The sequence below is a fragment of the Sporosarcina ureae genome (assembly GCF_002109325.1).
Classification (GTDB): domain Bacteria; phylum Bacillota; class Bacilli; order Bacillales_A; family Planococcaceae; genus Sporosarcina; species Sporosarcina ureae_C.
Window position 1 is genome coordinate 3162174 of record NZ_CP015348.1, and the last position, 13920, is coordinate 3176093.

Sequence of the window (13920 nt, forward strand, 5' to 3'; positions counted from 1 at the left end):
TAGTGAGGCCAATTGTACAATCAAGTTAGCCATCTAAATTCAAATAAAAAAATGCCACTATAAAATTTCGTGTATCATTGAAGTTACGAGACAAACAATGAGAGGAAGTTTTATAGTGGCACAACTTGAGAATACCATACAAAACCGTAAAAATAAACACCTGTCAGCTTTTGAGCGCGGTCAAATCGAGGCGCTTCACAAGGACGGGCACACCAACCGAGAGATTGGCAGACGCTTAGGACGCGTTCATCAAACCATTGCCAATGAATTAGAGCGTGGAACCACGACTCAACTTCAAACTGGACGCACGCCCTATACAGCCTATTTCGCTGAAACGGGACAGGCGATCTATGAACGAAATCGACTTCAGTGCGGGGCGAAAAGTAAGTTGCTTATCGCGAGTGAATTTATCGATTTCGCATGTGAGAAGATCCTAGATGAGGACTGGTCGCCAGATGCGGTTGTTGGATTTATAAGCCTTCAAAACGAATGGATAGACCGACCTACAGTGTCCACGAAAACCCTTTATAACTACATTGATTTAGACATATTACGCGTTCGAAACATAGACTTGCCGATGAAACTAAGACGGAACACCAAAGTGAAACGCATCCGTAGAAACCGTCGTATTCTGGGCATGAGTATCGCTGAACGTCCCGTTGAAATTGATAACCGTCAAGAATTCGGTCATTGGGAAATTGATACGGTAGAAGGACAGAAGTCTGATGACAACGCGTTACTGACACTCGTTGAACGTAAAACGAGAAACTATTATGCGATTCTACTAGACGATCAAGATCACGATTCAGTGGACTATGCGATGAACCAATTACGACAGGATTTCGGCGAGCTGTTTCCTCAAGTATTTAAAACGATTACGTCAGATAACGGCAGCGAGTTTTCTAATCTAACAACGAGTCTTCAAGGGGTCACGGACGTCTATTTCGCTCGTCCATACGCACCGTATGAAAGAGGGTCCAACGAGCGACACAACGGACTTCTCAGACGATATATTCCCAAAGGAAAAGCGATTTCTGATTACTCTACAGCGTCTATTCAACATATTTATCAGACATTGAATCAGTTGCCCAGGAAGATTTTGAACTATCGACAGCCATCCGTTTTGTTTGAACAAGAGTTAGCTAGGTTAGCTTAGTATTTTCAAAAAGAGATTATCGATAGAGGGATAACAGCCCCCTTCATACATACACTGGATTTTATCTAAGTGGCTAACTTAATATTGCAATTTAGGACAATAATAGTGATGAAGTTTTCCGCAAACTGACATGATTTATCTACTACACGTCCTATGATAGATAGCAGGAGGTGTTCTTTATGAGAAAGTATGAAATATTTAAAATTAAGTCAGCCTATCAATCCTTCATAATGGGGCGTGAACGTTTGTTATTTGAACTTCTAACGGTTGGCCCTTCTACAAACTATCAGGAAATTGAATACTTATGTGACCAGTTAAATCAAAGAGAACTTGATTCCATCATTCAGCATAATTTGGCGAAAAGTTTTGATAACCTGGATTCCTATCATAATGAATATCGATTAACACATTTAATTAAAGGTGAGGTATTCATTAAAATGGGGACACATAGTATTCAAGTGTATTGCCAAGGATCTCGAATGCTAGACTTAGATTTATTTGTAGCGTTATCTACTTCAACAGATCGTTTTTTTGCAATCATGAATGAACAGGAAGAATGCGGATGGCTTAAACCTATTAAATACTCAGAACGCATGATACTGGAAAATACAATGATGTAAAAACTTCCGCACAATTTGCGTACAGTCATTGCTATTCACTGGTGCTATGTTGTATAATCTCTCTTGGTAGTATGTAATTGAACTATGTTTAATGAGGGAGGTTTGGCAACAATGACTTTATGGATAGCAATTTTATTGATCGTCGTCGCTTTGATCGGCGGAGTAGCTCTCGGCTTTTTCATAGCACGTAAATATATGATGAATTATTTGAAGGAAAATCCGCCAATTAATGAGCAAATGTTACGTATGATGATGATGCAAATGGGACAGAAACCTTCACAAAAGAAAATTAACCAAATGATGGCTCAGATGAACAAGGTGCAAGACAAGCCAGCTAAAAAAAAATAAGCAAAACTCCGTGATCAGCAAAATTGCTAACACGGAGCTTTTTTTATAGAGAATTGTTTAATTCTCAATATAAACGAAATCGATTTAAAAATCGTTGTACGGTTTGTAAATATTCATCTGGGTTATCATTATACGATTTGGCATGTGCCCCTTTGGCGAAAAGTTTCATCATTTTATCGCCTTCCTTTAAATCATACAACTCTTCTGTCATATGGGGCAAAATGAACGTGTCTTCCATACTATGGATGAATAATACAGGTTTATCGATAAACTTCATCACTTCACGTGGCGAAACGGCTGCAGATGTATAGCCATCACGAATTTTTAGAAACAAATTGGCGACTCGCAAGCTCATGGAAGTCTTGAAAGGCATTTCTGTCCGGATAATGTGCAATAGTTGCTCGGAGAAATCCGAAAACGGACAATCGGATATATAAAAATCGGCTTCATCTTCGTACGTACCTGCGTACAACAGCGTAGTGGCGGCTCCCATAGATTCGCCGTGGATGCCAATTAAAGCGCGCTTACCTACTCGTTCACGAATAGCCCTCACAACTTCTTTTAAGTCCATCTTTTCATAAAACCCAAAACTTGTTGTTTTGCCGCCAGAATCACCATGACGACGATGGTCAAAAATGACCGAATTAAATCCTAGCCGTTCAAATAGACGAGCGTATTTAATCGAGTTCACTTTATTTTCTGTTACACCATGACAAATGACAACCGTTCTTGTTGTATCTAAAGGTCTCAAAAATATAGCACGTAAATTATAGCCATTAGGAGAAGGAATCCAAATATCATCTTTTCTAACGGTTTCAAACCATTGGCGATCAAATCGTTTCGCAATCATTTCACGCTGTAAAATGAATTCAGAGTCTTTCGTTTTTAAATACATTAATCGATTGGTGACAAGAATACCGAAAATAGTAAGAAGCGCTGTCATGATACTGGAGACGATTCCTAAAATATACACTACTCTACGATTCAACAGAATTCTCCTTTCCTCTTACTTTCTTCTTTTATATAAATTGTACATAGCTGTTTCGATTGGACGTGACAGATAGGGTGCGACTTCATCAACAGCTAAGCATACTTTGTCCATATCAACACCTGTTTCTATATTCAGAGACTCCAATAAATATAAAACATCTTCCGTAGCAACATTACCTGTAGCACCAGGAGCGAAAGGACAGCCACCTAGACCACCAGCAGATGTATCGAATCGATCAACGCCCGCCTGTAAAGAGGCATAAATATTGGCTAAACCTAATTTGCGCGTGTCGTGAAAATGCGCAGTAAGTAAAATATTTGGAAACTGTTGCTTCAGTTCCTGAAATAGGGTGAAACTTGCCAAAGGATTTGCCATGCCGTCTGTATCTGCCACACTTAATTCTTCCACGCCCATATCAACAAATTGCCTGCAAAGAGAGAGTGTTTGTTCTTGCGGAATGAAGCCTTCATATGGACAGTGAAATGCGGTTGAAATACAAGCTCTGACAAAATGATGATCTTTTTTCAGCTGATCTATAATTGGTCTTAGTGTCTCAACACTCTCTTCAGTGGTGCGATTGATGTTGTGTTGATTAAATGTATCGCTGACACCCACAAAGACCGCCATGCTATCTGCACCAGCTCTGAGAGCATTCTCGACGCCACGTGCATTCGGTGTAAGAACAAGTTGTCTGCCTTGTTTTCTTATATTAGCCATAATTTCCATGGAATCGGACATTTGTGGAACCCACTTAGGCGATACAAATGAAGTGACTTCCATTTCATGGAGCCCCGCCTGCTGTAAAGCGTGGATAAAAGCTAATTTTTGATCAGTAGGAATACTGTTTTTTTCATTTTGTAAGCCATCACGTGGACCAACCTCGATTAATGTTACGTTTTTTGGTAAGCTAGACATAAACATCCCTCCCTCATTCTATTGTACGTAATTAAAGTGGGGAAGAGCAATGTAAAACCCCTAAAATTTAACTGGATAAAGCAAAGAAGGCCATTCTATTATCATACAGAAAGTAGTGATTAATATGTCAAAGAAACAACGAAAAGCATTGAGTAACCAAAAGGGAAATACAGTAGACCATTCTGCTCCTTTACTTTCAGATTTTATGGATGAGGATGTACTAGCTAAATTAAAAGAGATGAAGCAAGAAATGAAGGTTGTAGAAGAAACGAAACTAGAAAAAGAAAAAGAAAAACGTATTCAAGAGCGTAAAGAACGTGAAAAGAATAAAAGTTTTGAGGAACTACTTGAAGAATATGGAGACGGTGGGACGAAATATTAAGAAATTATATAAATAGGTGTTGTATAAGGTATACTAGTAAAATGAATTGTTATGAATAAGACCTTTTACAAAGGAGAGGCATGTATGAAATTTTTGTATATGACGTTTTGTGAGAAAGAATATATTCAAAACGGATTGAAATCCGAACAATACTTAAGACGTGTTCATTCGGCACCTATTGAGCATCCGATTGTCAATTGGATACAAGAAAATCTGAAGCCTATTAAGAAAAATGAATCTGTTCTATATTATGATTTTCCTAAAGAAAAGGTAAAAGATTTTTATAATCTTTTAGTAGAGGCCCATGCCGAAAAATCTAATGAGTCTCCAAGACCGTGGAAGTTCTTACCTATTCCTTCCGAAGAAAATTATGCTTATCCAATGGCTCAGTATGAAAAAGAGTATGGTACGACTTATTATGAGTCAATATACAAATACATAACCGCATTTGGGATCATATTAAATATATTTGATTTTGATACTAAGCAATTAATTTTATACATTCAATAAGAACGATGAACGTATCCAGGAGGATGTTAGATGAAACAGCTTGATATTAAGCTATATGAATATTTATTGGCAAAGTTACCTGAAATTACGACTTCTTGGCTGTCTATGAGAAAGGTAGAAGAGGACTCTATTTATTCACTCAATGCTTGTCCGAAAATGGAAGAAACTCTTCGGGAACAAAACAAATTAACGAATCTAACTATCACTAGTAGTTTACTTGATGATCAGGAAATTTTTGAGAAAAACAAAAAGAAATGGGCTTCTGTCGTAGCTCTTAGTAGAGTAAACAGCAATACTCCAATAGAAGATGTAATTGATGCATTAAGTAAGGTGCGTTTAACGTATTGGCGTTTCATAAAAGAATTTCACTTCGTAAACGAAAATGAGATCACGATTGAAGATTATGTGCGCTGGAGTGAAACACTTAATAATGCATTTGATCAAATTTATATTGAGTTTGCAGAAACGTATAATGAATACATCAATAGCAGGTTCGATATTCAACAAAGTTTAATCAATGAGTTAAGTTCGCCAGTCATCAAAATAACCGAAACGATTGGTGTTGTTCCCTTGATTGGCGATTTGGATGAACTACGCGCTCGTATTATGTTGGAGAGCATCCCAGAGAAGAGCTTAGAATCTGATATCGAACATTTATTTATCGATTTATCAGGAGTTACTGTAATTGATACATTGGTAGCGCAGCAGATTTATCAAATTACAAAAGTGCTGTCTCTATTAGGAACGAAATGCACGATTACGGGAATCCGTCCAGAAATTGCGCATGCATCAACAGAGCTCGGATTGGATTTTTCGAATATCCAAACGTTCAGTTCATTGCAATTGGCTTTTTCAAAAGAATTTTCAATTAGAAAACATTGAAAAACCAGTACACTTTGATGTAAAGTGTACTGGTTTTTTTGATTATTTATGACTTTCTTGAAAATCAAGCATGAATTGTTGCAATGCTTCACATGCTGCGTATGATACAGCATTGTATGCAGAGGCTCTGCAACCACCTACCGAACGGTGACCATTCAATCCAACAAATCCTGCTTCTTTAGCTTCTTGTAAAAATTGCTTTTCTAATTCTTCATCCGCTACACGGAATGTAATATTCATCAATGAACGACTATCTTTTTCAGCATGACCTGTATAGAAACCATTGCTGTTATCAATCACATCATAGATTAAATTAGCTTTCTCTTCGTTGCGTTTTGAGATTTGTTCCAAGCCGCCTTGTTCTTGCATCCAGCCCAAAACTTCACCCAACATATAAATACCGAAAGATGGGGGTGTGTTATATAAAGAGTTACTTGAAGCATGCGTGCTGTACTTTAAAATACTTGGAATTTCGCTATTAGCATTTTCCAACAAGTCTTTTCGAATGATGGCAACTGTAACGCCTGAAGGACCGAGGTTTTTCTGTGCGCCAGCATAAATCATACCAAATTTACTAACGTCAATTGGTCTTGATAGAATGTCACTGGACATATCAGCAATCAACGGAACATTTCCAGTTGAAGGAAACTCGTGGAATTGTGTACCGAAGATCGTGTTGTTTGATGTGATGTGAACATACGCATCAGATTCCTCAAATCTAATTTCTTCTGTTGAAGGGACATGATTATAATTTGAATCCTTTGTAGAAGCTGCTTCGTAGACTTCTCCGATAGTTTTTCCTTCTTTTAACGCCTTGTCAGACCAAGCACCGGACATGATATAACTCGCCTTTTTTCCTTCAGGCAAAAAGTTCATTGGAACCATTGCGAATTGGAGACTTGCTCCACCTTGCAGGAATAGCACTTCATAGTTTTCAGGTATTTGGAATAAAGAACGCAGACGAGAAATGGCTTGATTATGTACTTCTTCATAAGTCGCACTGCGGTGACTCATTTCCATAATAGACATTCCTGAAGCTTTGAAATTCACCAATTCAGCTTGTGCTTTTTCAAGAACTTCGCTTGGAAGAGCAGATGGACCCGCATTAAAATTATAGACAGACTTTTGATCACTCAACAAAATCACTCCTTCAGTAGTTTACAACTCTAAAGTAAAGTATATATGAAAAAACGAATAGGTGGAATAGCTTTCTGCTAATTCACAATAAATAGCTCACTCAATTAGCATGGCTGTCTTGTTTGCTTCTTCGCAAAGATGGGTAAATTGTAATCAAGTAGCACCTATATACATAATTAAAATTCAACTTATCTGAAGAGGAAATGGGGGAGTTAGTGTGAAAACAGATGGACGAAGAAAAAGTTCGAATGTTGAAGATCGAAGAGGGCGAAGCGGTGGAGGCGGAGGTGCTATCGCATTAGGCGGTGGCGGTCTTGGTATCGTTGGAATTATATTATTTCTTATTCTAGGTGGTAACCCAGGTGATTTATTGGATAGCAGTTCAGCCGTGCCAGATCAGCCGTACGTAGAGACGGAACAAGATAAAGAGTTGGCCGATTTTGTTTCGGTAGTACTCGCAGATACAGAAGATGTTTGGACAGAATTATTCGCTCAAGAGGGCATTCAGTATGAAAATCCTACCCTTGTACTGTATTCTGGAAAAGTAGATACGGCATGTGGTTTCGGAAGTGCAGCTGCAGGTCCTTTTTACTGTCCTGGTGATCAAAAATTATATATTGATTTATCGTTTTACGATGAATTGCAAGGGTCATTTAAAGCACCTGGAGACTTCGCCATGGCTTATGTAGTGGCACATGAAGTAGGGCATCACGTGCAGACATTGCTTGGTATTTCTGATCAAGTCATGCCGTTGCGACAAAAAATGAGCGAAGAAGAATTTAATAAGTATTTAGTGCGATTTGAATTACAAGCAGACTATTTTGCGGGTGTCTGGGCACATCATGCACAAGGTCAAGGATATTTGGAACAAGGAGATTTGCAAGAGGCGATTACAGCAGCTGGTGCAGTCGGTGATGATACGATTCAAAAGCGTGCAAGAGGATATGTCGTACCTGAAAGTTTCACGCACGGCACAGCTAAGCAACGAACTTATTGGTTCGAACACGGTTTTGAACTAGGAACGATTAATGGTGGAGATACATTTAAACAAACTGAAAAATAAAAAACACGAACATCATTCTGTTAATAGAATGACGTTCGTGTTTTTTATTTTGTTGCTGCAATAGCAGGCTGAACCGCTACAATAACTTCTTTTTCATTGCGTAGTCTTTTAATATCGACCCGAATGAGTAAAGAAATAATAAGCGCGACTACGAATAAGCCAGCAAAGAATAGCAGACTGCTTTCATAACTTCCGGTAGTATCTTTCATCCACGCAGCAAACATCGGTCCGGCCACGCCAGCCGCTGACCAAGCTGTTAGTATGTATCCGTGGATAGCACCAAGTTGTCTCGTTCCAAAAATATCACCAATATATGCAGGAATCGAAGCGAAACCTCCACCGTAGCATGTATAGATCACGGCTAGAATGACTTGGAAAATAATCGCATTCGTTGTGAATGGTAAAATAGCGAACAGAACTAACTGAATGACGAAGAACGTGGTATACGTGTTTGGCCGTCCAATATAATCTGATATCGTAGCCCAACCAAGTCTTCCAGCACCGTTAAAGATACCAAGGACACCAACTAATGCGGCTGCTTGAACAGTCGTCATGCCGATACTGTCAATCGCCATAGGTTTTGCAGCAGAAAGAATTGCAATACCACAAGTAACGTTAATGAATAGCATTAGCCATAAGTAATAAAAACGTTTAGTTTTAACTGCTTGATTTGCTGTTAATTGAGCAAGATCTTCTCTGATTTCTGTTTTACCTGAACGTACTTTTTCAATGAATCCTGGCGGTGCCCATCCTTCTTCAGGCTTCTCAAGATATAAAGAAGAAAGAAGCATGATCAGGAAATACGAAATCCCGAGAATGTAGAAAGTGTTTTGAATTCCAACGTTAACAATCAAATACTCCATAATCGGACTACTGACAGCTGCCGCAAATCCAAAGCCCATGATAGCGAGCCCTGTGGCGAGTCCTCTACGATCTGGGAACCATTTGACGAGTGTTGAAACAGGTGCAATATATCCTACACCTAATCCAATTCCGCCTAGCATTCCGTAAAAGACATAGAGCAATGGTAATGAAGACATACCTACCGCCAATCCTGAACCAGTTACTCCTACACCAAAGAATAAGGCAGCAAGTAGCCCCGCTTTTCTAGGACCGTATTTCTCTACAAAATGGCCTAAAAATGCGGCAGATAAACCAAGAAATAAAATAGCGATACTGAACGTTAACTGAACTTGACTTGTAGTCCAACCAAACTCCTCAATAAGCGGGTTGGTGAAGTTGCTCCAGGCATAAACAGATCCGATGGAAATATGGATACCTACAGCAGATAACGCAATAAGCCATCTGTTCTTCGTTTTTTTCATTCGTAGTCCTCCTTTACATTCATTTTTTCACAATCTGTATTCCAGTGAAAATATTATTAGTCTACAAAGTTCCCTAACTGCTTGTATAAAAGAATATTTGACATGTTACCCAGTTAAAAGATGACAAGAAATGGAACTAAATAAACATAAACTGGAATGCGAGAAAGGATTAAGGAGTATAATATTATCAATTCACAGGATTGTCAATATTACTTTTTCCTGAGGCTGGAAATTTTTTAAGAGATATCCATACAAATTCGTTCGGCGTGTGTGTATACGTTAAATGATTCCCCACGTATGAATCCTACTGTCGTTATTCCTAAATCTTCTGCCAAAGTCAAGGCTAATTCGGTAGGTGCAGACTTGGATAATACAATTTCACATCCAATCTTAGCTACTTTTAGTAAAATTTCAGAGGAGATTCGTCCACTGAAGACAATAATCTTATCGCGAACAGTAATATCGTTCTTCAGACAGTGTCCATAAATTTTATCCAGTGCATTATGCCTTCCGATATCCATTCGTGAAAGCAGTAATTGATCAGGTGCGCACAAAGCAGCATTGTGTACGCCGCCAGTATGACGGAACATATCAGCTTGTTCTTCCATGTCATTCATCAAGGAAAATATTTGCACCGGTGTAAGTTGGACAGAAATTCTATCCATCTTTTTTGCCGTTAGCGCATCACTTGCGAAAATAAATCCTTGTCTACTCATTCCACAACAGGAAGTAATATAACGCTTATTTTGTAACTGCTCAAAGAATGGATACACTTTATCCGTATCGACATGAATAAATCCGTTTTCTACATCCAAGCGTATGTCTTTAATTTGCTCCCATTTTGGAACGACACCTTCTGAAGCTAGAAAACCTACTGTCATATCCTCGATATATTCCGGTGTACAAACAATCGTAGCGAATTCTTGGTTATTTAGTTTTATTGTAACAGCATATTCTACGGCTACTTGATCTTCTTTTTCAAATACATTTCCATTTTGGAATCGAATAACGGATCGTTGTTGTTGCTGCTCCATAGTCCGGCCTCCTTTCAATCAATCGAACGATCAAATAAAAAAACTGATACGGCAATATCATCATCAATTTTAAAATCGCTAAATAAATGTACAAATTTTGCTTCAACCAATTCTTCCAATCCAGCAGGTGGTTCTTTTTTATAGACTTCTTGAATCATGCTAGTCCGTGCGCGGTGCACCATTTCTTTCCCGTCTTGTGTTCCAGCGATGAACTTTTCCGTCGGAGTCAAATTACCATAGAGCGTAGAAACTGCCATATTATCAATAAATATAGTATGAATACGTTCTGGGCCTTTGCCAAATAAATCTTTCCGTAGTTTGCGGATAATATCGTTAAATTCATGAACTTTTTTCATGGAATGTCCACCTTTCTATATCACAGAATAATCTAACTATTTGAGAGTTGTCATTGTGTTATACGCTTTATTACTTTATACTAAATACACAACAGATGTAAATCTAGTATGTGATTGCTAGAAGTTCATCAACTACATGTAATAGTAAGTATGGATTGGTTCTTTAGCAAGACCTGTTAAGAAACTATTCCACCATAAAAATTTCCGCGATGACGGTTTTTTTATGGTGGATTTTTTATTTTAGAAAGAGGAGGATGCCTGTATGTCTATTTCAATCAATGATAAAATTTTCGACTTCCAACCAGGGGCAACACTCATTCAGATCATCAATGCAAATAAAATAGAGCACCCTCAAATCTGTTATTTGCCTGAAGTTGACCCGATCCAGACATGTGATACGTGCATAGTCGAAGTGAATGGTGAATTAACACGTGCTTGCTCGACACAAGCAGTCGATGGCATGGATGTTAAATTAGCGTCTCCACGTGCAAAAGAAGCACAAACGGAAGCAATGGATCGGATTTTAGAAAACCATTTACTCTATTGTACTGTTTGTGACAACAATAATGGGAACTGTAAAGTACATAATACTGTGGCACTTATGGAAGTGGAAGAACAAAAATATCCGTACGAACCAAAATGTTCAAAAGACGAAGTGGATTTAACTCATCCTTTTTATCGCTACGACCCGAATCAATGTATTGCTTGTGGTCAGTGCGTAGAAGTCTGTCAAAACTTGCAAGTGAACGAGACACTTTCTATCGACTGGGAACGCGACCGACCGATTGTTCTATGGGATGGCGGCGCCAAGATCAATGATTCGTCTTGCGTAGGGTGCGGCCATTGTATTACGGTTTGTCCATGTAATGCTCTGATGGAAAAAACTATGCTTGGAGAAGCAGGGTTTATGACGAAGATGGGCGACGATTTGATGGAGCCTATGGTGGATCTAATAAAGGATGTAGAGCCTGGGTACAGCAGTATTATGGCCATTTCCGATGTTGAAGCAGCGATGCGTGAATCAAAAATTGATAAAACGAAAACAGTATGTACATTCTGTGGAGTTGGCTGTTCATTTGAAGTATGGACGAAAGATCGTACAATATTAAAAATACAACCTGTTTCCGATGCACCGGTCAACCAGATTTCAACGTGTGTCAAGGGAAAATTCGGCTGGGATTTTGTAAATAGTGAAGAACGCATTACCACACCCCTTATTCGTAAAGGGGATGAATTTGTAGAAGCCTCATGGGAAGAAGCATTGGATTTGGTCGCGAAAAACCTTGGCGAGATCCGTGACGAGCATGGAAGTGACGGAATTGGCGTCATATCTTCATCTAAAATTACTAACGAAGAGAATTATGTCATTCAAAAGTTCGCGCGCCAAGTATTCGGTACTAATAACGTAGATAACTGTTCGCGTTATTGCCAATCACCTGCAACGGACGGATTGTTCCGTACAGTAGGAATGGGTGGCGACGCTGGAACTATTAAAGATATTGCTAAAGCAGGCTTAGTTATTATTGTGGGAGCAAACCCTGCAGAAGGGCATCCCGTTCTTGCGACACGTGTAAAGCGTGCGCATAAGCTACACGGCCAAAAGTTAATCGTAGCCGATCTTAGAAAGCATGAAATGGCGGAGCGTGCTGATATCTTCATGACACCTCAACAAGGTACTGATCAAGTATGGCTGATGGCAGTCACGAAATATTTAATTGATCAAGGTTGGCATGATCAGCAATTCATTGAAGAGAATGTGCATCATTTTGATGAATTTACTGATGTCTTGAATCGCTATACACTCGAATATGCAGAAAAAGTAACAGGTATTTCAAAAGAAGTTTTGATTCATACTGCAGAAATGATTCGCGATGCTGATGGTACATGTATCTTATGGGGAATGGGTGTTACACAAAATACAGGTGGTTCTGATACATCCGCCGCAATTTCGAATCTATTGCTGGCAACAGGAAATTACCGTCGTCCAGGTGCAGGCGCATATCCTTTACGTGGACACAATAACGTACAAGGTGCATGTGATATGGGAAGCTTACCTGGTTGGTTGCCTGGCTATCAGCATATTACAGACGATGCAGCACGACAGAAATTTGAACAAGCTTATGGTGTAGAAATAGATAACAAACCTGGTCTAGACAATATTCAAATGCTTCATTCGATTGATGAGGGCGTTATGAAAGGTATGTACATTGTAGGAGAAGATATGGCCCTCGTAGATTCCAATGCGAACTATGTTCACGATGTATTATCCAAACTCGACTTCCTAGTTGTACAAGACATTTTCTTCTCACGTACAGCACAGTATGCAAACGTCATTTTGCCTGCAGTGCCGTCCCTTGAAAAAGATGGTACGTTCACCAATACGGAACGTCGCGTCCAACGACTATATAAAGCATTGCCGAATAAAGGAGACTCCCGTCAGGATTGGTGGATCATCCAAGAAGTTGCGAATCGTTTAGGGGCAAACTGGAATTATACGCATCCAGGCGACATTTTTGCTGAGATGACTAGTTTAAGTCCTATGTTCTCAGGCGCTTCTTACGACATGTTGGAAGATTGGGGCAGTTTCCTTTGGGGCAGTCTACAAGGCGAAAGTACACCACTTCTTTATACGGATGGATTTAATTTCGCAGATAAGAAAGCACGCTTTGCATTATCCGATTGGATTGAACCAGTTAAATTCCCTGAAGAATTTGATCTTCATATTAACAATGGGCGAATGTTGGAACATTTCCATGAAGGGAATATGACGAATAAATCTGAAGGAATCCAAGAGAAGGTTCCTAATATATTTGTGGAAGTTTCTCCTGAACTGGCAAAAGAACGCGGGGTAGTAACAGGTACTTATGTAAGGCTGATCTCACCATATGGAGCTGTAAAATTGCCAGCAGTCGTCACAGATAGGGTGCGGAAAAATGAATTGTTCTTACCGATGAACTCAGTTAATAAGGAATCAGCGATTAACTTCTTAACAGGACCGGCTACAGATGAACGCACAAATACTCCGGCGTACAAGCAGACGAAAGTTCGCATGGAAGTGCTTGAAAAACAAGGCGAGAATCCTCTGCCAAAGAGTAATCACCGCGATAAGAAGCGTCATCCGCAAAATGGCGTGGAAGTACAGCGTAAATGGAATCGACCAGGATACGTCCAATTAACAGATCAATAAACAGTGAGGTGAAT

The 13920-nt window shown here is 39.2% G+C and carries 14 protein-coding genes; 8 read left to right on the forward strand and 6 right to left on the reverse strand.

What is annotated here, in order from left to right; all coding sequences use genetic code 11:
- The first annotated feature begins 112 nt into the window (after positions 1-112).
- The 3 genes from SporoP32a_RS15470 to SporoP32a_RS15480 all read left to right on the forward strand — a co-directional run bounded on the left by SporoP32a_RS15470 (position 113) and on the right by SporoP32a_RS15480 (position 2124).
- Positions 113-1156, forward strand: a complete 1044-nt coding sequence (locus SporoP32a_RS15470; RefSeq protein WP_369823321.1) for an IS30 family transposase — start codon at positions 113-115, stop codon at positions 1154-1156.
- 179 nt (positions 1157-1335) lie between these two features.
- Positions 1336-1776 carry a sporulation inhibitor of replication protein SirA gene (sirA, locus tag SporoP32a_RS15475; protein ID WP_085428723.1) on the forward strand — a complete coding sequence of 147 codons (441 nt, stop codon included), beginning with the start codon at positions 1336-1338 and terminating at the stop codon, positions 1774-1776.
- Positions 1777-1887: 111 nt separating this feature from the next.
- On the forward strand, positions 1888-2124 hold the full coding sequence (locus tag SporoP32a_RS15480; RefSeq protein WP_083035511.1) for a YneF family protein: 237 nt from the start codon (positions 1888-1890) through the stop codon (positions 2122-2124).
- Between the two features lie 64 nt (positions 2125-2188).
- On the opposite strand, the gene SporoP32a_RS15485 is transcribed toward SporoP32a_RS15480, so the two are convergent.
- Positions 2189-3112 (reverse strand): alpha/beta hydrolase, encoded by a 924-nt coding sequence (locus SporoP32a_RS15485; protein WP_085428725.1) that lies wholly within the window; start codon positions 3110-3112, stop codon positions 2189-2191.
- A gap of 18 nt (positions 3113-3130) precedes the next feature.
- Positions 3131-4030, reverse strand: coding sequence for a hydroxymethylglutaryl-CoA lyase (locus SporoP32a_RS15490; protein WP_085428726.1), 900 nt, complete (start codon positions 4028-4030; stop codon positions 3131-3133).
- Between the two features lie 124 nt (positions 4031-4154).
- Between SporoP32a_RS15490 and SporoP32a_RS15495 the strand changes: the two genes are divergently transcribed.
- The 3 genes from SporoP32a_RS15495 (at position 4155) to SporoP32a_RS15505 (ending at position 5804) form a co-directional block, all read left to right on the forward strand.
- A complete protein-coding gene (locus tag SporoP32a_RS15495) occupies positions 4155-4412 on the forward strand; it encodes a YqkE family protein (RefSeq protein ID WP_085428727.1) in 258 nt (85 codons plus the stop codon).
- An 84-nt stretch (positions 4413-4496) separates the two neighbouring features.
- Positions 4497-4922: a hypothetical protein gene (locus tag SporoP32a_RS15500; protein ID WP_085428728.1), complete on the forward strand. Its 426-nt coding sequence runs from the start codon at positions 4497-4499 to the stop codon at positions 4920-4922.
- A 30-nt stretch (positions 4923-4952) separates the two neighbouring features.
- The gene (locus tag SporoP32a_RS15505; RefSeq protein WP_085428729.1) at positions 4953-5804 is read left to right on the forward strand and encodes an STAS domain-containing protein; all 852 of its coding nucleotides are present in this window, start codon (positions 4953-4955) and stop codon (positions 5802-5804) included.
- Between the two features lie 42 nt (positions 5805-5846).
- Here the strand turns inward: SporoP32a_RS15505 and serC are convergent, their stop codons facing one another.
- On the reverse strand, positions 5847-6944 hold the full coding sequence (gene serC / locus SporoP32a_RS15510; protein WP_157130001.1) for a 3-phosphoserine/phosphohydroxythreonine transaminase: 1098 nt from the start codon (positions 6942-6944) through the stop codon (positions 5847-5849).
- 214 nt (positions 6945-7158) lie between these two features.
- Between serC and SporoP32a_RS15515 the strand changes: the two genes are divergently transcribed.
- Positions 7159-8004, forward strand: coding sequence for a KPN_02809 family neutral zinc metallopeptidase (locus SporoP32a_RS15515; protein WP_085428731.1), 846 nt, complete (start codon positions 7159-7161; stop codon positions 8002-8004).
- A 44-nt stretch (positions 8005-8048) separates the two neighbouring features.
- On the opposite strand, the gene SporoP32a_RS15520 is transcribed toward SporoP32a_RS15515, so the two are convergent.
- The 3 genes from SporoP32a_RS15520 to SporoP32a_RS15530 form a co-directional block, all read right to left on the reverse strand.
- Positions 8049-9329: an L-lactate MFS transporter gene (locus SporoP32a_RS15520; protein ID WP_085428732.1), complete on the reverse strand. Its 1281-nt coding sequence runs from the start codon at positions 9327-9329 to the stop codon at positions 8049-8051.
- A 236-nt stretch (positions 9330-9565) separates the two neighbouring features.
- Positions 9566-10363 carry a formate dehydrogenase accessory sulfurtransferase FdhD gene (gene fdhD, locus SporoP32a_RS15525; protein ID WP_085428733.1) on the reverse strand — a complete coding sequence of 266 codons (798 nt, stop codon included), beginning with the start codon at positions 10361-10363 and terminating at the stop codon, positions 9566-9568.
- 14 nt (positions 10364-10377) lie between these two features.
- Positions 10378-10719, reverse strand: coding sequence for a Na-translocating system protein MpsC family protein (locus tag SporoP32a_RS15530; RefSeq protein ID WP_085428734.1), 342 nt, complete (start codon positions 10717-10719; stop codon positions 10378-10380).
- Positions 10720-10981: 262 nt separating this feature from the next.
- Here SporoP32a_RS15530 and fdhF point away from each other — a divergent pair, with 262 nt between their 5' ends.
- Positions 10982-13906 (forward strand): formate dehydrogenase subunit alpha, encoded by a 2925-nt coding sequence (gene fdhF, locus SporoP32a_RS15535; RefSeq protein ID WP_085428735.1) that lies wholly within the window; start codon positions 10982-10984, stop codon positions 13904-13906.
- The last annotated feature ends 14 nt before the right edge of the window (positions 13907-13920 follow it).

What these genes read in the sequence shown, in the direction of transcription:
- sirA (WP_085428723.1), top strand. Translation starts at nt 1,336, where the DNA reads ATGAGAAAGTATGAAATATTTAAAATTAAGTCAGCCTATCAATCCTTC.
- SporoP32a_RS15480 (WP_083035511.1), top strand. Translation starts at nt 1,888, where the DNA reads ATGACTTTATGGATAGCAATTTTATTGATCGTCGTCGCTTTGATCGGC.
- SporoP32a_RS15490 (WP_085428726.1), bottom strand. Translation starts at nt 4,030, where the DNA reads ATGTCTAGCTTACCAAAAAACGTAACATTAATCGAGGTTGGTCCACGT.
- SporoP32a_RS15495 (WP_085428727.1), top strand. Translation starts at nt 4,155, where the DNA reads ATGTCAAAGAAACAACGAAAAGCATTGAGTAACCAAAAGGGAAATACA.
- SporoP32a_RS15500 (WP_085428728.1), top strand. Translation starts at nt 4,497, where the DNA reads ATGAAATTTTTGTATATGACGTTTTGTGAGAAAGAATATATTCAAAAC.
- SporoP32a_RS15505 (WP_085428729.1), top strand. Translation starts at nt 4,953, where the DNA reads ATGAAACAGCTTGATATTAAGCTATATGAATATTTATTGGCAAAGTTA.
- SporoP32a_RS15520 (WP_085428732.1), bottom strand. Translation starts at nt 9,329, where the DNA reads ATGAAAAAAACGAAGAACAGATGGCTTATTGCGTTATCTGCTGTAGGT.
- fdhD (WP_085428733.1), bottom strand. Translation starts at nt 10,363, where the DNA reads ATGGAGCAGCAACAACAACGATCCGTTATTCGATTCCAAAATGGAAAT.
- SporoP32a_RS15530 (WP_085428734.1), bottom strand. Translation starts at nt 10,719, where the DNA reads ATGAAAAAAGTTCATGAATTTAACGATATTATCCGCAAACTACGGAAA.
- fdhF (WP_085428735.1), top strand. Translation starts at nt 10,982, where the DNA reads ATGTCTATTTCAATCAATGATAAAATTTTCGACTTCCAACCAGGGGCA.